19 protein-coding genes are annotated in these 17,026 nt (G+C 63.0%); 17 read left to right on the top strand and 2 right to left on the bottom strand.

All coding sequences use genetic code 11. From position 1 onward, the window contains the following. The 3 genes from R3217_08085 to R3217_08075 all read left to right on the top strand — a co-directional run. Positions 1-369 (top strand): chorismate lyase (locus tag R3217_08085; GenBank protein MDX1455396.1); only part of this gene is annotated, 369 nt, incomplete at its 5' end. Then, positions 339-1,316 (top strand): 4-hydroxybenzoate octaprenyltransferase, encoded by a 978-nt coding sequence (gene ubiA / locus R3217_08080; protein MDX1455395.1) that lies wholly within the window; start codon positions 339-341, stop codon positions 1,314-1,316. The genes R3217_08085 and ubiA, both read left to right, overlap by 31 nt. Positions 1,317-1,351: 35 nt before the next feature. Further along, complete coding sequence (locus R3217_08075) at positions 1,352-3,049, top strand: amidase (GenBank protein MDX1455394.1); 1,698 nt, start codon at positions 1,352-1,354, stop codon at positions 3,047-3,049. Here the strand turns inward: R3217_08075 and R3217_08070 are convergent. Then, positions 3,029-3,751, bottom strand: coding sequence for a ComF family protein (locus tag R3217_08070; GenBank protein ID MDX1455393.1), 723 nt, complete (start codon positions 3,749-3,751; stop codon positions 3,029-3,031). The genes R3217_08075 and R3217_08070 overlap by 21 nt on opposite strands. Positions 3,752-3,961: 210 nt before the next feature. Here R3217_08070 and bioB point away from each other — a divergent pair, with 210 nt between their 5' ends. The 10 genes from bioB to R3217_08020 all read left to right on the top strand — a co-directional run bounded on the left by bioB (position 3,962) and on the right by R3217_08020 (position 13,376). Beyond that, positions 3,962-5,020 carry a biotin synthase BioB gene (gene bioB, locus R3217_08065; GenBank protein MDX1455392.1) on the top strand — a complete coding sequence of 353 codons (1,059 nt, stop codon included), beginning with the start codon at positions 3,962-3,964 and terminating at the stop codon, positions 5,018-5,020. Between the two features lie 9 nt (positions 5,021-5,029). Continuing rightward, positions 5,030-6,226 (top strand): 8-amino-7-oxononanoate synthase, encoded by a 1,197-nt coding sequence (gene bioF / locus R3217_08060; protein MDX1455391.1) that lies wholly within the window; start codon positions 5,030-5,032, stop codon positions 6,224-6,226. Then, positions 6,223-6,990 carry a pimeloyl-ACP methyl ester esterase BioH gene (gene bioH, locus R3217_08055; protein ID MDX1455390.1) on the top strand — a complete coding sequence of 256 codons (768 nt, stop codon included), beginning with the start codon at positions 6,223-6,225 and terminating at the stop codon, positions 6,988-6,990. Before bioF ends, bioH begins: the two co-directional genes overlap by 4 nt. Continuing rightward, positions 6,987-7,922 carry a malonyl-ACP O-methyltransferase BioC gene (gene bioC / locus R3217_08050; protein ID MDX1455389.1) on the top strand — a complete coding sequence of 312 codons (936 nt, stop codon included), beginning with the start codon at positions 6,987-6,989 and terminating at the stop codon, positions 7,920-7,922. The genes bioH and bioC overlap by 4 nt, the downstream gene beginning before the upstream one ends. Beyond that, on the top strand, positions 7,922-8,590 hold the full coding sequence (gene bioD, locus R3217_08045) for a dethiobiotin synthase (protein MDX1455388.1): 669 nt from the start codon (positions 7,922-7,924) through the stop codon (positions 8,588-8,590). Before bioC ends, bioD begins: the two co-directional genes overlap by 1 nt. A 267-nt stretch (positions 8,591-8,857) precedes the next feature. Next, positions 8,858-10,105, top strand: coding sequence for a cytochrome c oxidase subunit II (coxB, locus tag R3217_08040; GenBank protein MDX1455387.1), 1,248 nt, complete (start codon positions 8,858-8,860; stop codon positions 10,103-10,105). Between the two features lie 23 nt (positions 10,106-10,128). Beyond that, the gene (ctaD, locus tag R3217_08035; GenBank protein MDX1455386.1) at positions 10,129-11,739 is read left to right on the top strand and encodes a cytochrome c oxidase subunit I; all 1,611 of its coding nucleotides are present in this window, start codon (positions 10,129-10,131) and stop codon (positions 11,737-11,739) included. 16 nt (positions 11,740-11,755) lie between these two features. After that, complete coding sequence (locus R3217_08030; GenBank protein MDX1455385.1) at positions 11,756-11,893, top strand: hypothetical protein; 138 nt, start codon at positions 11,756-11,758, stop codon at positions 11,891-11,893. Position 11,894: 1 nt separating this feature from the next. Beyond that, positions 11,895-12,461, top strand: coding sequence for a cytochrome c oxidase assembly protein (locus R3217_08025; GenBank protein MDX1455384.1), 567 nt, complete (start codon positions 11,895-11,897; stop codon positions 12,459-12,461). Between the two features lie 48 nt (positions 12,462-12,509). Continuing rightward, a complete protein-coding gene (locus R3217_08020; GenBank protein MDX1455383.1) occupies positions 12,510-13,376 on the top strand; it encodes a cytochrome c oxidase subunit 3 in 867 nt (288 codons plus the stop codon). A gap of 223 nt (positions 13,377-13,599) precedes the next feature. Here the strand turns inward: R3217_08020 and R3217_08015 are convergent, their stop codons facing one another. Then, positions 13,600-13,803 carry a twin transmembrane helix small protein gene (locus R3217_08015; protein MDX1455382.1) on the bottom strand — a complete coding sequence of 68 codons (204 nt, stop codon included), beginning with the start codon at positions 13,801-13,803 and terminating at the stop codon, positions 13,600-13,602. A 48-nt stretch (positions 13,804-13,851) separates the two neighbouring features. Here R3217_08015 and R3217_08010 point away from each other — a divergent pair, with 48 nt between their 5' ends. The 4 genes from R3217_08010 to cyoE form a co-directional block, all read left to right on the top strand. After that, positions 13,852-14,589 (top strand): SURF1 family protein, encoded by a 738-nt coding sequence (locus R3217_08010; GenBank protein ID MDX1455381.1) that lies wholly within the window; start codon positions 13,852-13,854, stop codon positions 14,587-14,589. Next, complete coding sequence (locus R3217_08005; protein ID MDX1455380.1) at positions 14,586-15,137, top strand: hypothetical protein; 552 nt, start codon at positions 14,586-14,588, stop codon at positions 15,135-15,137. Before R3217_08010 ends, R3217_08005 begins: the two co-directional genes overlap by 4 nt. After that, positions 15,134-16,273 carry a COX15/CtaA family protein gene (locus R3217_08000; protein ID MDX1455379.1) on the top strand — a complete coding sequence of 380 codons (1,140 nt, stop codon included), beginning with the start codon at positions 15,134-15,136 and terminating at the stop codon, positions 16,271-16,273. The genes R3217_08005 and R3217_08000 overlap by 4 nt, the downstream gene beginning before the upstream one ends. Positions 16,274-16,292: 19 nt before the next feature. Beyond that, a partial coding sequence (gene cyoE, locus R3217_07995; GenBank protein ID MDX1455378.1) for a heme o synthase occupies positions 16,293-17,026 on the top strand: 734 nt, incomplete at its 3' end.

Below are 17,026 nucleotides of genomic sequence, written 5' to 3'. Positions count from 1 at the left end.
TGCTGGCCCGGGGACACGCCCGCGCGCTTGCGCGAAGTGACCCTGAACTGCCATGACACGGCCATGATCTTTGCTCGCACCCTGATTCCCGATCCGGCCATGGCCAAGGATGGCTGGCTGGCCGAGCTGGGAACGAAACCGCTGGGAGATGTGCTGTTCCAGAGCGGTGGCGAGCGCGAGGGCAGCTTCGAGCTCTGCCGACTCGGGCCAGGTGACGAGCTCTTCCAGGCAGCGGCTCGGCAACGCAGCGATCTTTCGGTTAACCTGATGCGCGACGAAGCCGTAACGACCTGGGCGCGCCGATCCTGGGTGCGGCTGCATGGAGAGCGATTGCTGATATGCGAGTGTTTTCTGCCTGGCCTGATCTGAAACCGATCCTGAAGCGCTGGTATCTCCGGGCGCGTCATTCCGTATTCATCAAGAAGACATTGCCGCAGCTGGCCGGTCGGGCGGATGCCTGGTTCCGCCTGATGCGACTGAACCGCCCGATTGGTACCTTCCTGTTGCTGTGGCCGACCTGGTGGGCGCTGTGGCTGGCAAGCGAAGGCCACCCGAAGCCGGAAGTCTTTGTCGTGTTCACCCTGGGTGTGATCGTGATGCGGGCCGCCGGTTGCGTCATCAACGATTACGCGGACCGCAACTGGGATGGCGATGTGAAGAGAACCGCGGACCGGCCCCTCGCTACTGGCGAGATCAAGCCGGCGCATGCCCTGGTCCTGTTTGCCGTGTTGATTGCCATCGCCTTTGCGCTGGTGCTGACCATGAATCGCCTGACCATCTACCTGTCCATCGGTGGCGTGATCCTGGCCATCCTGTATCCCTTTTCCAAGCGCTATACCCACTTGCCGCAGCCTGTCCTGGGTGCGGCGTTTGGCTGGGCCGTGCCGATGGTCTATGCAGCGCAGACGGGAACCGTGACCAACACCGCCGGCCTGCTGTTCATTGCCACCGTCATCTGGGCCACCGCCTACGACACCATGTATGCCATGGTCGATCGCGACGACGACCTCAAGGTCGGCATCAAGTCGACGGCGATCCTGTTTGGCGACCAGGACAAGCTGATCATCTTCATCTTGCAGCTGGTGCTGCTGTTCGACCTGGTGCTGGTCGGTCGCCAGCTGTCGCTGGGTGATGCCTATTACTGGGGCGTGGCGTTTGCCGCCTGCACGGTTGTCTACCAGCAGTGGCTGATTCGCGACCGGAAACGCGAGGCCTGCTTCAAGGCCTTCCTGAACAACAACTGGTTCGGCATTTTCGTCTTTGCCGGCATCGTGCTCGATTTTGCCTTTCGCCAGCAGGTGGTCGCGGCCCTCTGAGCTGCACCGCCTGCATTCCCAGCAGGAGAACCCCCATGAACATGCGTCTGCTTGCCATACCTTTCGTCATTTCCCTTGCTGCTTGCGAGCCCGAGCCGCGACCGGATGTGAACGACATCGCGGCGGCCGAGCAATTGAGCGGCGTCTCGATGACCGCCGAGGAGCGCGAGCTGATGCTGGCCGGCATTCGCGAGCAGCGCGAGTCCTTCGACGCCCTGCACGAGTTCGACATTCCGAACGAGGTTTCCCCGGCGCTGGTCTTCGAGCCCGGTTTCGACATTCCCGAGCCGGTGGACGAGCAGCTCAGCGAGTATCTCGTGCCGTCCGATGTGACCCGGCCGGAGAGCGACGAAGACCTGGCGTTCATGAGCGTGGCCGAGCTCGGCGTGCTGTTGCGCAAGGGCGAGCTCACCTCCGTGGAGCTGACCGAGATCTACCTCGATCGGATCGACGCCTTGAATCCGCGCTTGCAGGCGGTCATCACGGTGACGCGCGATGCCGCACTTGCCCATGCAAGGGAGATGGATGCCGAGCTGGCGGCAGGCAAGGATCGTGGTCCATTGCATGGCATTCCCTATGGCCTGAAAGACCTGTTTTCGGTGCCGGGTTACCCGACAACCTGGGGTGCGACGCCATTCAAGGAGCAGGTGATCGACCAGCTGGCGACGGTGCCGGCAAAGCTGCATGAGGCCGGAGCGGTGCTGATTGCCAAGACCAGTGTCGGTGCGCTGGCCTGGGGAGACGTGTGGTTCGACGGCACGGCGAAGACGCCCTGGAACCTGGAGGTCGGTGCCAGCGGATCGTCGGCCGGTTCGGGTTCCGGCCTGGCAGCCGGCCTCTTTGCGTTTGCGATTGGTACCGAGACCTGGGGATCCATCGTATCGCCTTCGATTCGCAATGGCGTGACCGGCTTGCGCCCGACCTTCGGACGCGTGTCGCGCGCCGGCGCCATGGCCCTGTCATGGAGCATGGACAAGGCAGGCCCCATGTGTCGCGTCGCCGAGGACTGCGCCATGGTGCTGGACGCGATTCGTGGTACCGATCCCGCTGGCAGCGATCGCAAGGATCCGAGTGCAGTGGATGCGCCTTTTGTCTACTTGAGCGAGTCCGGTCTGACGGGCCTGCGGCTCGGCTACCTTGCCGAGGATTTCAATCTCGAATCCGGCTACACCGAGCAGGACAATGACCGGGCGCTGCTGGATGCGCTGACCGCTGCCGGCATCCAGCTGAAAGCCAAATCGTTGCCGGACCTGCCGGCGGGTGCGATGTCCTTCATTCTCTCTGCCGAAGCGGCTGCCGCCTTCGATTCCCTGACCCGCAGTGGTGCCGATGACGAGCTGGTGCGGCAGATCGAGAATGCCTGGCCGAACGTGTTCCGCACCGCGCGCTTCATTCCTGCAGTCGAATACATCCAGGCCAATCGCCTGCGCCGCCAGCTGGTGCACGAGGTTTCGGCCTTGTTCGAGGACGTCGATGCCATCCTGGCGCCATGCTTTGCCGGCGGGCAGTTGCTGGTGACCAACCTGTCCGGCCATCCCAGCATGGTCCTGCCGCACGGCCTGAACGAGCAGGGGACGCCGACCGGCATCTGCATCATCGGTCCGGCGTTCAGCGAGGCCACGCTGGTGCGGGTGGCGGATGCCTTGCAGGCAGATTTTGTCGACTTCCATGAACGGCGACCCGACGACCTGGCTGCGGCGGCAGGGCCTGCATCAGCGCCCGGCGCGGAGTAATACCCAGGCCGAGACGTCCTGCGCGCCCAGGGCCTTCAGGCTGCGGGCGGCGCTTTCCAGGGTCGATCCACTGGTCATGACGTCATCGACCAGGATCACCTGGCGAGGTGGCCGATCCCTGCCCGTGAACGCATCGCGGACATTTTTCCGACGTTGCTGCCAGGCCAGGTCGGATTGCGGCAAGGTTCGCTTTTTCCTCTCCAGCAGCGTCTCCCTCATCGCCAGGCCGGTGGCGCCTGCGGCGCAGCGCGCCAGCCAGGCGGCCTGGTTGTAGCCGCGCCGGCGCTGTCGCTGCGGGTGGAGGGGGACGGGCACCAGCACCGGCCGCAGGCCGTGGTCCCTGGTGCGTGTCACCTCCAGCCAATGCATGGCCTGCTCCGCGAACAGCAGCGCCAGTGTCTGCATGGCACCGCGGTTGCGACGGAACTTGGCCTGGTGGAGCAGGTGATCCAGCGGCAGGGTGTAATCAAAGGCGGCGCGGACGCCCCCGAGTACCGTCGGACCGGCCAGGCAGGCAGGGCAAGTGCCGGCTGACGGCAGTGGTGTGGCACAGCGGCGGCAGCGATAGCGGGGGATTGCCTGTTGCGACAGGAATTGCTGGCAGCGGCTGCAGACGGTCCGGCTCGAATCCTGCGGTCCCCGGCAGATCGGACAGGCAAACAACAGCGGGAGCAGGCTGGCAAGACAACGGGGCAGGTTCATACCGCCAGTGTCGCTGGCCGGGTGCTCGCTTGATGCCGGGGAATGCCGGGCTTTCGACCGGGTTCTGCCAGAATCCGCCTGGTCAAAAAATAATCAACTGTAAACGGCGCGGGAGACTTCCGGTGAACGGACGTGACCGGTAAACTTCGCCCCTTGTTGGACAGGCGCCTCACGGTGACTGGACCGGAAGCATCCAAGGGGAAAGCAAGAATGAGCACTGCCGCCGATATTGTCGCCAAGAACGTTGGCAAGCCAGCCCGCCAGCCGCTGGGCACCATCCGCCATGACTGGAGTCGCGAGGAGATCGTGGCCCTGTTCGACATGCCGTTCAACGACCTGGTGTTCGAGGCCGCACGCATCCATCGCGAGCACTTCGACCCGAACGCCGTGCAGGTGTCGACCCTTCTCAGCATCAAGACCGGCGCCTGCCCGGAAGACTGCGCCTACTGTCCGCAGTCGATTCGTTACGACACGGGCCTCGAGCGCGAAGCGCTGATGGAAGTGGAGAAGGTCGTCGAGCAGGCAAAGAACGCCAAGGCCAACGGTGCGACCCGCTTCTGCATGGGCGCGGCCTATCGTTCGCCCAAGGACAAGCAGCTCGATTTCATCATCGAGATGGTCAAGGGCGTGAAGGCGCTGGGCATGGAGACCTGCTGCACGCTGGGCATGCTGACCGAAGAGCAGGCGCTGAAGCTGAAGGAAGCCGGCCTCGATTACTACAACCACAACATCGACACCTCGCCGGATTACTACAAGGACATCATCTCGACGCGTACCTTCGAGGATCGACTCAATACGCTCGACAACGTGCGCAATGCCGGCATGAACGTCTGCTCGGGCGGCATCATCGGCATGGGCGAGGGCATCATGGACCGTGCCGGCATGCTGGAAGTACTGGTCAACATGTCGACGCATCCCGAGTCCGTGCCCATCAACCAGCTCGTCAAGGTTGCCGGCACGCCGCTGGACAAGGAAGAGGATCTCGATCCGATCGAATTCGTGCGGACCATTGCCGTAACGCGAATCCTGATGCCCAGGTCGCACGTGCGCCTGTCGGCCGGTCGCACCGGCATGTCGGATGAAATGCAGGCCTTGTGTTTCATGGCTGGTGCCAATTCGATTTTCTATGGCGACAAGTTGCTGACCACGGCCAATCCGGAGTCCAACGAGGACATGGCCCTGTTCGCGCGTCTCGGCATTCGTCCCGAAGGTTTCGAAGAAGTCGAGGCACGTCGTTGCGGTAGCGAAGCCGCCGACAGCAACGCCTGAAGCATTCCCATGGCACGCCGCAGACTCGACGATGACAGCCTCGCCGAGCGCCTGGAAGCGCGCGCGGCCGAGGGCCTGTACCGGCAGCGCCGCGTGGTATCGGAGGCGGCGGGCGTGCATCAGCGCATTGATGGCCGGCAGGTGCTGGCCTTCTGTTCCAATGACTACCTTGGCCTTGCGACCGACCCGCGCCTGAAAGAGGCGCAGGCCGAAGCAGCCTGGCAGTTCGGCGCCGGCGCCGGCGCCGCGCACCTCATCAATGGTCATTTTGCCGTCCATCACGAACTTGAAGAACGCCTCGCCGAGTTCACCGGCCGGGAGCGCGCCTTGCTGTTTTCCACCGGCTACATGGCGAATCTCGGCATTGCATCGGCGCTGGTCGGGCGCGGTGACGCCGTGTTCGAAGACCGGCTCAATCACGCTTCCCTGCTCGATGCCGGCTTGCTGAGCGGTGCGCGCTTTTCACGCTATGCGCATGCCGATGCCGATGCGCTGGAGAAGAAGCTGGCCGCGCGCGAGCAGGGTGCGGCACTGGTCATGACCGATGGCGTGTTCAGCATGGACGGCGATGTCGCGCCATTGCCGGGGCTGGCGTCCGTGTGTGCCGATGCCGATGCACTGCTGGTCGTCGATGATGCGCATGGTCTTGGCGTGCTGGGCAAGCATGGCGGTGGTTCCCTGGAGGCCTTCGAGCTGGACCAGGATGACGTGCCGGTGCTGATGGGCACGCTGGGCAAGGCCTTCGGTTCCTTCGGCGCCTTTGTTGCGGGTTCCGATGCCCTGATCGAAACGCTGATCCAGTTTGCGCGCAGTTATGTCTACACCACGGCCCTGCCACCGGGTGTCGCGGCCGCCAGCCTGGCCGCGGTCGGCATCATCGAGAACGAACCCGAGCGCCGTTCCTACCTGAATGACCTGATTGCGCGGTTCCGCAAGGGCGCCACCGAGCTGGGCCTCGACCTCATGGACAGCCACAGCCCCATCCAGCCGATCATGGTGGGCGATGCACAGCGCGCACTTTCCTGGTCGGAGGACTTGCTGGAGCGCGGCATGCTGGTCACCGCGATCCGGCCGCCGACCGTGCCGGCCGGCACGGCCCGCTTGCGCGTCACGCTGTCCGCCGAGCACACCCGCGATGAAATCGATCGCTTGCTGCAGGCGCTGGCTGACATCAAGGCCGCGGACGCCAGTGGTGATGGCGAATGACGTTGCAGGTCGACATACAGGGCAAGGGCAGGCCTCTGGTGCTGTTGCATGGCTGGTCGCTGCACAGTGGCGTGTTCGATGCCATCGTTCCTGCCCTGTCGAAGGACTTCGAGCTGCATCTTGTCGATCTGCCGGGGCATGGCCACAACGCGGCCGAGGAAATGCCGCCGACCATCGAACAGGCGGCCGAAAGGATTCTCGACTCTGTCCCCGAGCGCGCTCATTGGCTGGGCTGGTCGATTGGCGGCACTGCCGCGATGGCCGCTGCGATTGCGGCACCCGAGCGCATCGAACGAATGGTTACCGTCGCCGCCACGCCGCGTTTTGTTGCAGCGGATGACTGGCCGCATGCGATCCCGAAAGACACCCTGGAAGGCATGGCAGCCGACCTGGCGACCGACTTCGAAAAGACCGTGAAGAACTTCCTGTCCCTGCAGGTGCATGGCGACGAGCATGCGCGCGACATGCTGCGCGATCTCCGCCAGCGGCTCTATGCCCATGGCAGGCCAGGCGAGACCAGCCTGGCCAATGGCCTGGACATTCTGCACGACAGCGACCTGCGCGAGGCGGTGAAGGGCATCGAGGCACCGTGGCTGTCCATCATGGGCAGTCGTGATCGCCTGGCCTCGCCGCAGGTGGGTGACTGGCTGGAGCGGAATGTCCCGAACTGCAGCAACCTCACCATTCACAAGGCCGCCCATGCGCCATTCCTTTCGCACGCGGATGAATTCCTGCGTGCCGTGACTGATTTCCTGGGCTCATGACCGAACACGACGAACACGATTTCGAACTCGAGATGGAGGCCGTGAGGCGCGCTTTCGACAGGGCCGCTGCGGATTACGATGCGCACACGCCCTTGCAGTCGACCGTGCGTGAACGCCTGCTGGAGAAGCTTGAGCTGGTCACGCTGGAGCCGAAGGTCGTGCTTGATGCCGGCTGCGGTACCGGGCGTGCCATTCCGGCGCTGGCGAAACGCTTCCGGAAAGCAGAGCTCCTGGCGCTGGATCTTGCGCCCGGCATGCTGCGCGAAGCGCGCAAGCACAAGCCGTGGTTCCGCAAGCTGGCAACGCTGGAAGGCCGGCTGGAGGCCATGCCCCTGGGGGACGACCGGGTGGATGTGCTGTTTTCCAGCCTGGCCATGCAGTGGCTGAACGACCTCGATGCCGCATTGGAAGAGTTCAAGCGGGTCATGCGCCCGGGCGGCTTGCTGACCTTTGCGACCTTCGGCCCGGATACCCTGAGGGAGCTGCGCAGCGCCTGGTCCGAGGTCGACGGCTTCAATCACGTCAATCGCTTCCTGGACCTGCACGATGTCGGTGATGCGCTGGTCAGGGCCGGCTTCAGTGAAGTGGTGATGGATGTCGAGCATTTCACCCTGACTTATGACAGTGCTCGCGACCTGATGCGCGACCTGAAAGTCATTGGCGCACACAATGTCACTGCCGGGCGTTCCCGCGGCTTGATGGGCAGGAAGAAGCTGGCTGCGGTCGAGCAGGCCTACGAGGCCTTCCGCGCCGACTTCGACGGCGAGCAAAAGCTGCCGGCGACTTACGAAGTGGTGTACGGCACGGCCTGGCTGCCGGAGCATGCCAAGCAGCATCGCGACCATGCCATGGGCGTTGGCAGGGAAGGCGAAGTCAGTGTCAGCCTCGATTCGCTGCGTTCCAGCCTGAAAAAGAAAACCGGAGACCAGTGATGCGTGCGCAAAGCATTTTCGTTACCGGTACCGATACCGAGGTCGGCAAGACGACCGTTGCCGCAGGCCTGGTGCATGGCTGGGCCTCGCAGGGCCATGATGTCGCGGCAATGAAACCGATTGCCTCCGGTTCGGAAAGAACGCCGGCCGGCCTGCGCAATCCCGATGCCGAGGCGTTGATCGCGGCATCGGGCCAGGCGCTGGACTATGACCAGGTCAATCCCTATGCCTTCGAGCCGCCGATCGCGCCGCATATCGCTGCCGAACAGCTTGGCGTGAAACTTTCCCTGGAACACATACTCGCGACCTACCGCGAACTGGCGTCGGCGCACGATATCGTCGTGGTTGAAGGGGTGGGCGGCTTTCGCGTGCCGCTCGGTGAGTTCGACACCGCCGAACTGGCCGTGGCGCTGGATCTGCCGGTGGTGCTGGTGGTCGGCTTGCGCCTCGGCTGCATCAATCACGCCTTGCTGTCGGCCGAAGCGATCCGGTCCCGTGGCCTGTCGCTTGCTGCTTGGGTCGGTTCCACGGTCGATCCGGCGATGGCCGAGCAGGGCGCCAATGTGCAGGCTCTGCGCGACACGCTGCAGGCGCCCTGCCTCGGCCTGATCCCGCGCTTGCCCGACCCGCGCCACGCTGCCGTGGCCGAGCACCTGGCGCTGGATTGAGCGCAATCCCGGGCGGCGAAACGGCCGCCAGACCGCGCCGTTGAGCCGTTTTTCAAGTTGCCCCGCAGCGCCTCATGGAGTACCATTTTGAGCCGTTTTGCACCGGTTTCCGGGGCGCGTCGCCTCCTTGTTGCGCGGGCGCACTCGGGGCTTTCAACCGGGGCTACTCAAGAATTGGCTCGGGCCTGCCCGGGCAGACACGACGCCGGTACAGCATTGCTGTTCGACGATGGATTTTTTCAGGACTCAATCGGGAGTGACCAACGCATGCGCTTCTCCAAGCTGAAGGCTGCATTGTGCGGATGGATGGCCCTGGCATTTGCCGGCTTCTCCACCTCTGCGCTGGCCGAATCGGCCATCAACATGCCGAAGGGCGTCACGACACTTAGTGGCGAAGTTTACGACCTGCACATGGAAATCTTCTGGTGGTGCGTGGGCATCGCCGTGGTGGTTTTCGGCGCGATGATCATTTCGATCATTTTCCACCGCAAGTCGAACAACCCGGAACCGGCCAAGTTCCATCACAACACCACGGTCGAAGTCATCTGGACGGTCATCCCGTTCCTGATCCTGATCCTGATGGCCGTGCCTGCCGCCAAGACGTTGCTGAAGATGGAAGACTTCCGCGAATCGGATATCTCCATCAAGGTCACGGCGCTGCAGTGGAAGTGGAATTACGATTACATCGAGGAAGGCTTCGATTTCTACTCCACGCTGGATGAAAAATCGAACGCCATCCGCCAGGTCAACTCCGGCCTGGACCCTAACGAACACGAGAACTACCTGCTGGACGTCGACAAGCGTGTCGTCATCCCGACCGGCAAGAAGGTCCGCCTGCTGCTGACCTCGGCCGACGTGATCCATTCCTGGTGGGTGCCGGGCTTTGCCGTCAAGAAGGACGCCATCCCGGGCTTCATCAACGAGCTCTGGTTCAACGTCGAGGAAGGCAAGGAAGGCGTCTACCGCGGCCAGTGCACCGAGCTGTGTGGCCGTGACCATGGCTTCATGCCGATCGTGGTCGAGGCCGTGACCCAGGAAGAATATGCCGAGTGGGTCAACGAGCAGCGCATCGCTGCCGGCCTGGAGCCGAAGACGGCGTCCGAGATCAAGGACGTGGTCGATGGTGACGAGGCGCTTGAAGAGGCCGCTGCCGCCGATGCCAGGGAGCCGATTGCCGACAGCCAGTCCGAGGCTGCTGTCGAGGAATGGACCATGGATGTCGCCATGCAGCGCGGTGAAGCGGCTTACGTGACCAGCTGTGGCGCCTGCCACCAGGCCAATGGCGAGGGCATGCCGGCCGCCGGTTTCCCGGCGCTGAAAGGCTCGGCGATGGTCACTGACGACGTCGCTGCCCACATCGACATCGTGCTGAACGGCAAGGCCGGCACGGCCATGGCCGCCTTCGGCAACCTTTCCGACGAGGACATTGCTGCGATCGTGACCTACGAGCGCAACGCCTGGGGCAACAATACCGGCGATCTCGTCACACCGTCTGACATCAAGGCTGCGCGCTGAGCGCGGCGTCGAGGACAAGAGCTATGAGCACGACTGCTGAAGCACTCCACGATCACGACCACGATCACCACGGGCCGACTGGCCTGAAGCGCTGGTTGTTCACGACCAATCACAAGGACATCGGCACGATGTACCTGATCTTCTCGCTGCTGATGTTCTTTACCGGCGGCGCGATGGCGATGGTGATTCGTCTCGAACTGTTCCAGCCGGGCCTGCAGTGGGTCGACCCGGGTTTCTTCAACTCCATGACCACCATGCACGCACTTATCATGGTGTTCGGTGCGGTGATGCCGGCCTGGGTGGGTTTTGCCAACTGGATGATCCCGCTGATGATCGGCGCGCCGGACATGGCGCTGCCGCGCATGAACAACTGGTCCTTCTGGATCCTGCCGGTGGCCTTCGGTCTGCTGCTGTCGACCCTGTTCGCCGAAGGTGGCGCGCCGGCCGGTGGCTGGACGCTGTACCCGCCGCTGGTGTTGCAGACCGGTGATGCCTTCCCGTTCGCGATGCTGTCGGTCCACTTGATGGGTCTGTCTTCCATCATGGGTTCGATCAACGTGATCGCGACCATCCTGAACATGCGCGCACCGGGCATGACCCTGCTGAAGATGCCGATCTTCGTCTGGTCCTGGCTGATCACTGCCTACTTGCTGATCGCCGTGATGCCGGTGCTCGCGGGTGCCGTGACCATGCTGATTACCGACCGTTACTTCGGTACCAGCTTCTTCACCGCCGCAGGCGGTGGTGACCCGGTGATGTTCCAGCACATCTTCTGGTTCTTCGGTCACCCCGAGGTCTACATCATGATCCTGCCGGCCTTCGGCGTGGTGTCGGAGATCCTGCCGACCTTCGCTCGCAAGCGCCTGTTCGGTTACGAAGCGATGGTCTACGCCATCGCCGCCATTGCGTTCCTGTCGTTCATCGTCTGGGCCCACCACATGTTCACCGTCGGCATGCCGTTCGCAGGCGAGGTGTTCTTCATGTTCACCACCATGCTGATCGCGGTTCCGACCGGCGTGAAGGTGTTCAACTGGGTGGCGACGATGTGGAAGGGCGCGATGACCTTCGAAACGCCGATGCTGTTCACGCTGGCGTTCGTGTTCCTGTTCACCATCGGTGGTTTCTCGGGCCTGATGCTCGCCATCGCGCCGGCCGATTTCCAGTACCACGACACCTACTTCGTGGTGGCGCATTTCCACTACGTACTGGTGCCGGGCGCCGTGTTCGCGCTGATGGCAGCCACGTACTACTGGCTGCCGAAGTGGACCGGCAACATGGTCAACGAAACGCTGGGCAAGACGCACTTCTGGTTGTCGGCAGTGTCCGTCAACGTGCTGTTCTTCCCGCAGCACTTCCTGGGCCTGGCCGGCATGCCGCGTCGCATTCCGGATTACTCCACCCAGTTCGCCGACTTCAACTGGTGGTCGTCCATGGGTGGCTTCGCCTTCGGTCTCAGCCAGCTGATGTTCGTCTACGTGATCATTCACACGGTCAAGGGTGGTGCTGGCAAGGCACCGGCTGCGCCGTATGAAGGTTCCTACAGCCTCGAGTGGCGCGTTGCCAGCCCGGCGCCGCACCACACCTGGGAAGAAGCGCCGGTCATCGCTGACGATGATCACAAGGTGCATTCCTGAGGCTGGCTGACGAGCAATGAGCGACATGTCCGAAGAACAGCAGAAGCAGGCCCGCAAGGCCGCCATTCGCACCGCCATCGTCCTTGGACTGGTGGCGGCTGCGTTCTTCCTGGCGAGCTTCTACTACCTGCCGGAAAAGGCAGCGGGCGGCTGACATGAACGAGCAGCAGGACAAGACCAACACGGGCATGGACGAACGCGGCGACAACCGTGTCACCGTGCGCCAGCTGCTGTTGATCATCGCCGGCAGCTTCGTGTTCGGCGTGTTCGTGCTGCCGCCGCTGTATGACGTGATCTGTGAAGTCACCGGCCTCAATGGCACGGTGAACTCGGTGCCGAAGCAGGTGACCGAGAACGTCCAGGAGAACCGCGAGGTCAAGGTGGAGTTCCTGGTCTCGACACAGGGCCAGTGGGAGTTCACCCGGCCGGTGCCGAGCATGGTGGTCAAGCCGGGCAAGATGTACGGCGCGGATTTCTTCGCGAAGAACCTGACCGGCTCCTCGCAGGTCGCGCAGGCCGTGCCCAGCGTGTCGCCGAGCATTGCGGCGCGTTACTTCATCAAGACCGAGTGCTTCTGCTTCGACCAGCAGAGCTTTGCGGCCGGTGAAGCCAAGGACATGCCGGTGCGTTTCGTGGTCGACCCGGACCTGCCGGAAGACATCGAAACCATCACGCTTTCCTACACCTTCTACTCCATCAACCAGGTTGCCAGCCGGGATTGATGGAAGACTGAATCAGAACAACGGAATTACCTTTCGAGGGGAATCGAAATGGCACATACACAAGACAAATATTACGTACCGCACAGCAGCCACTGGCCGATCGTGGGTTCCATCGGCCTGTTGCTGATGATGTACGGCGCAGGCAGCTGGCTGAACGGCAAGGGTTTCGGCGAGTACGTCATGTACGCCGGTATCGCCGTCATCCTGTACATGGTTGTCGGCTGGTTCGGCACGGTGATTCGCGAGAGCGAAGCCGGCATGAACAACGACGCCGTCGATCGTTCCTACCGCTGGGGCATGAGCTGGTTCATCTTCTCGGAAGTGATGTTCTTCGCGGCCTTCTTCGGTGCGCTGTTCTACGCACGTCAGTATTCGATTCCCTGGGTGGGCGGTGAAGGCAGCAATTTCTTCACCAACCTGCTGCTGTGGTCCGGTTACGAAGCCACCTGGCCGACCAATGGTCCGGCCAACGTCGGCGGCGAGTACGAAGTCATGGGCGCAATGGGGCTGCCGTTCTACAACACCCTGTTGCTGCTGACCTCGGGCCTGACCATCACCATTGCGCACCACGCGCTCAAGGATGGCAATCGCAAGCTGCTGAACTGGGGCCTGTTCGCGACCATCGCGCTGGGCTTTGCCTTCGTCGGCCTGCAGGCCTACGAGTACTACCATGCCTACACCGCGATGAACCTTACGCTGGAAACCGGCATGTACGGCTCCACCTTCTACATGCTGACCGGTTTCCACGGCATGCACGTGACCCTCGGTGCCATCATGATCACCGTGATCCTCGGTCGCACCCTCAAGGGTCACTTTACCGCCGACAAGCACTTCGGTTTCGAAGCGGTCGCGTGGTACTGGCACTTTGTCGACGTAGTCTGGCTTGGCCTCTACATCTTCGTGTATTGGTTGTAAGGCGACGTCTTCTTGCCGCTGGTGTTGTTGGCGTTCGACTCGCGATGCTCACGTACTTCCGGGTACGTTCCGCTCGCTCGTCGAACCCCGCCTAGCCAGCATCAAGAATCCATCCGCCCTTGAGGCTGTCGCAGGCTTCGCTTCGAGTCGGTAAGGATTTGATTTCAGGGAAGGCGCTGCGCATGCAGCGCCTTCTTGCCGACAGGCTGCTGACCGAAAGCGTTTAGCGGTTGGGCTGGATCCAGCCGAGGTGATAGGCCACGAAGATGAACAGGAACAGGCCGATCGACAGGCCGATGCGCCAGGTCAGGGCCTTGACCATTTTCTTGCTGTCTTCCTCTGGCCCGGGCTTTTTCACCAGCGTGATCATGGCGGAGCCCAGCGAGTAGAGAATACCGAGAAAGACGACAACAACGAGCAGTTTCATTTTTTCGTCCCGGTCTTGTGAGGGAGCTGAAAAGTAGCACGCCGCCCTATGACTCGCAATTCAGACAAGCAGACGCTGTTGATTCTTGCAGTGCTTGTACCCGCCGTATTTGCCGGGCTGGTGTCGCTGTCCTGGTGGCAGTTGCAGCGCGGCAACGACAAGGCGGCATTGCACCGCGCGTTCGACTCGACCGCCGGCATGCAGGAGCTGGCTGCGCCGAGCCATGCAGACCTGGCCGAAGCAGGCCTGTACTCGGACGTCAGCCTGGCGGGCCATTACATGACGGACAGGCAGTTCCTGCTCGACAACATGAATGGCAGTGGCGGCGCCGGCTATCACGTCCTGACGCCGTTTCGCATCGAGGGCTCGGATGCCGTCGTGCTGGTCGATCGTGGCTGGGTAAGGAAGGACTTCGGCGCGGCGTTGCCGGCGATCGACGTCGGAGCTGGTGCGCGCAAGGTATCCGGCAAGCTGGCGCCGTTGCCACGACCCGGCCTGGTGTTGCCAGCAGAAGAGGCGAGCGGCTGGCCGCGCGTGGTGCAGTTTTCCAGCCTTGAAGTCCTGGCAGGCCAGCTCGGCGAGCCCCTGGGTGAGTTCATCCTGTTGCTGGCGGCGAGCGACGGCGACGGCTTCGAACGTGACTGGCAGCCACCCGGCCTGCTGCCTGAACGGCATTATGCCTATGCCTTCCAGTGGGGAGCGCTGGCATTGACCTGGGTAACGATTTTCGTGGTGCTGGCGGTTCGTCGCCAGCGTCGCAAGCGAAGCACAACGGAGAGCGAATGAACAACAAACTGACCCTTGGCATCCTTGCCGTGCTGTTCTTCGGACCGCTGGTCACGGCTTACGTGTGGTTCTTCTACTTCACCGACGTCACCACCGGGACCGTGAACAAGGGCGACCTGGTCGATCCCGCCGTGCAGGTTTCATCGCTGGCAGAGGCGGCCGGCGCGCCCGCGGCCTTCAATGGCCAGTGGGCCATCGTGCATGTCGTTCGGGATGGCTGCCAGTCCGATTGCCAGCAAAGCGTGTTCCTGACGCGCCAGGTGTGGACGCGTCTCAACAAGGACGCGTCGCGGGTGCAGCGCTACGTGTTGCTGGAAGGCGATGCCGACATGCCGGTTTTCGAGCAGGAGCATCGTGACCTGGAAGTGATGCGCGCTGATGCAAAAACGATCAATCAGGCCTTCGAGGGCATTCCGGTGGGTCGTATCTACCTCGTTGATCCGAACGGGTTCCTGATGATGTCCTATCCACAACCGCTGGTGCCGGACGACCTCTTCGATGACCTGCGGCGCCTGATGAAGTATTCGAAGACGGGAGAGGTGCAATGAAGTGGTTCTCCCGCCTTGCCCTGCTGGCCTCCATGCTGGCCTGGTTCGTGGTCATCCTCGGTGCTTTCGTGCGCCTGTCGGATGCAGGCCTGGGTTGCCCGGACTGGCCGGTCTGCTACGGCCACCTCGCCTGGCCGACAGCGGAAGAGCATGTCGCGGCGGCTAATGAAGCGTATCCGGAGCGACCCGTTGAGGTCCACAAGGCCTGGAAGGAACAGGTCCACCGCCATCTCGCCGCCATGCTTGGCGTGCTGGTGCTGACGCTCGCCCTGATGGCCAGCTGGTCGAACTCGCGGCGCCGCGGCTTCATCATCACTTCGGCGGTCACCGCCGCGGCCGGAACGGTGCTGTACATCGTCGGCTGGCCCATGGTGTCGCTGGCCCTGTCGGCGGTGGCCATCGGCCTGCCGCTGTATGGCCTGTTCAGTTGGAAAGACGACTGGCATGCGCGCCATACGGCTGGCCTGCTGGCCCTCATCATTTTCCAGGCCATGCTGGGCATGTGGACGGTCACCATGCTGGTGAAGCCCATCATCGTGACGGCGCACCTGCTGGGTGGCATGGCGACCTGGGGCTTGTTGTGGCTGCTGTACCTCCGCTCACGAGGCCAACTGGCCGTGAACACCGGTAACCGCTTTGCTGGCCTGCGCACGCTGACTTTCGCGGCGTTGGTTGCGGTCATCGTGCAGATCTACCTCGGTGGTTGGACCAGCACCAATTACGCAGCGCTGGCCTGCCCGGATTTTCCGACCTGCCAGGGCGAGTGGCTGCCTGCGATGGACCTGGCCGAGGGCTTCAAGCCCTGGCGCGGCCTCGGCGTTGACTACGAGGGCGGCGTGCTGGAGAACGAGGCGCGCGTGGGCGTGCATTACGTGCACCGTCTGGGCGCGATTGCCGTGCTCCTGATTGTCGGCAGCCTGGTGTTCCGTGCCCGACGGGCAGGGCAGCAGGATGGCAGGCTGCGGCTGCTGGGCGCATCGGTTGGTGTCCTGCTCGTTGCCCAGGTCCTGCTGGGCATCAGCGTGGTCAAGTACGGCCTGCCGCTGTGGCTGGCGGTCGCGCACAACGGCACGGCAGCCCTGCTGTTGGCGTCGTTGATCACGCTCGCGTACGCTCTCAGGCCTGTAGAACAGTGATCGGGATCCCTAGCCAGTCATGAATCTTGCCCTGAAAGCCCGTTTCAACGACTACCTGGAGCTGACCAAGCCCAAGGTGGTGTCGCTGATCGCCTTTACCGCCATTGTCGGCATGTTGCTGGCCGTGCCGGGCTGGGTGCCGCTGGATCGCTTCGTGTTCGGCCTGCTGGGTATCTGGCTGGCCGCTGCCTCGGCCGCGGCATTGAACCACCTGATCGACCAGCGCGCCGATGCCGAGATGAACCGCACCCGCAACCGACCGCTGCCGACCGGCCACGTGTCGGGACGCGAAGCGCTGGTGTTTGCGCTGACCCTCGGTGTGGTGTCGATGCTGCTGCTGTGGTTCCTGGTGAATCCGCTCACGGCCGTGCTGACGTTCTTCTCGCTGATCGGCTATGCCGTCATCTACACCGTGTTCCTGAAGCGTGCCACGCCGCAGAACATCGTCATCGGTGGCGCCGCGGGCGCAGCACCACCGGTGCTTGGCTGGACGGCGATTACCGGAGAGATTTCCGCCGAACCCTTGTTGCTGTTCCTGATCATCTTCATCTGGACGCCGCCGCATTTCTGGGCGCTGGCCATCCATCGCCGTGATGACTACGCACGGGTCAATATCCCGATGCTGCCGGTCACCCACGGCATCCCGTTCACGCGCCTGCAGATCATTCTCTACACCATCCTGTTGCTGGTGGTCAGCATCCTGCCGTACCTCATCGGCATGAGTGGCCCGATCTATCTCGTCGCGGCACTGGT

It is taken from the genome of Gammaproteobacteria bacterium, from assembly GCA_033720895.1.
Taxonomy (GTDB): Bacteria; Pseudomonadota; Gammaproteobacteria; order Natronospirales; family JAJUFS01; genus JAWWBS01.
This window is presented reverse-complemented; position numbering and strand designations above follow the sequence as displayed.

Bases quoted from the DNA above. Each gene is read 5' to 3' on its own strand.
- bioB (MDX1455392.1), top strand. From the start codon at position 3,962: ATGAGCACTGCCGCCGATATTGTCGCCAAGAACGTTGGCAAGCCAGCC.
- R3217_08015 (MDX1455382.1), bottom strand. From the start codon at position 13,803: ATGAAACTGCTCGTTGTTGTCGTCTTTCTCGGTATTCTCTACTCGCTG.
- ubiA (MDX1455395.1), top strand. From the start codon at position 339: ATGCGAGTGTTTTCTGCCTGGCCTGATCTGAAACCGATCCTGAAGCGC.
- R3217_08020 (MDX1455383.1), top strand. From the start codon at position 12,510: ATGGCACATACACAAGACAAATATTACGTACCGCACAGCAGCCACTGG.
- R3217_08025 (MDX1455384.1), top strand. From the start codon at position 11,895: ATGAACGAGCAGCAGGACAAGACCAACACGGGCATGGACGAACGCGGC.
- R3217_08030 (MDX1455385.1), top strand. From the start codon at position 11,756: ATGAGCGACATGTCCGAAGAACAGCAGAAGCAGGCCCGCAAGGCCGCC.
- R3217_08075 (MDX1455394.1), top strand. From the start codon at position 1,352: ATGAACATGCGTCTGCTTGCCATACCTTTCGTCATTTCCCTTGCTGCT.
- bioH (MDX1455390.1), top strand. From the start codon at position 6,223: ATGACGTTGCAGGTCGACATACAGGGCAAGGGCAGGCCTCTGGTGCTG.
- ctaD (MDX1455386.1), top strand. From the start codon at position 10,129: ATGAGCACGACTGCTGAAGCACTCCACGATCACGACCACGATCACCAC.
- R3217_08010 (MDX1455381.1), top strand. From the start codon at position 13,852: ATGACTCGCAATTCAGACAAGCAGACGCTGTTGATTCTTGCAGTGCTT.
- bioD (MDX1455388.1), top strand. From the start codon at position 7,922: ATGCGTGCGCAAAGCATTTTCGTTACCGGTACCGATACCGAGGTCGGC.
- R3217_08070 (MDX1455393.1), bottom strand. From the start codon at position 3,751: ATGAACCTGCCCCGTTGTCTTGCCAGCCTGCTCCCGCTGTTGTTTGCC.
- R3217_08000 (MDX1455379.1), top strand. From the start codon at position 15,134: ATGAAGTGGTTCTCCCGCCTTGCCCTGCTGGCCTCCATGCTGGCCTGG.
- coxB (MDX1455387.1), top strand. From the start codon at position 8,858: ATGCGCTTCTCCAAGCTGAAGGCTGCATTGTGCGGATGGATGGCCCTG.
- bioC (MDX1455389.1), top strand. From the start codon at position 6,987: ATGACCGAACACGACGAACACGATTTCGAACTCGAGATGGAGGCCGTG.
- R3217_08005 (MDX1455380.1), top strand. From the start codon at position 14,586: ATGAACAACAAACTGACCCTTGGCATCCTTGCCGTGCTGTTCTTCGGA.
- bioF (MDX1455391.1), top strand. From the start codon at position 5,030: ATGGCACGCCGCAGACTCGACGATGACAGCCTCGCCGAGCGCCTGGAA.